Annotated in this window: 1 pseudogene; it reads left to right on the top strand. The window is 55.4% G+C overall.

From position 1 onward, the window contains the following. Positions 1-204: pseudogene (locus FDX22_RS20515) on the top strand (phosphoenolpyruvate carboxykinase (ATP)); the annotation flags it as partial.

Here is a 204-nt window from a genome sequence, read left to right as displayed (position 1 = left end):
CTGAACGGATCTCTGGATAATGCGGAAACGTTCCGTCTGCCGATGTTTGACCTGGCAATCCCAACCGAGCTGCCGGGTGTGGATACGCGTATTCTCGATCCGCGTAATACCTACGCATCCCCGGAGCAGTGGCAAGAAAAAGCCAACGCACTGGCGAAACTGTTTATCGAGAACTTCGAGAAGTACACCGACACCCCTGCGGGC

It is taken from the genome of Citrobacter sp. TBCS-14, assembly GCF_005280805.1.
Classification (GTDB): domain Bacteria; phylum Pseudomonadota; class Gammaproteobacteria; order Enterobacterales; family Enterobacteriaceae; genus Citrobacter; species Citrobacter gillenii.
The sequence above is the reverse complement of the archived record's forward strand: the minus strand, read 5'-3'. Positions and strand labels throughout refer to the sequence as shown.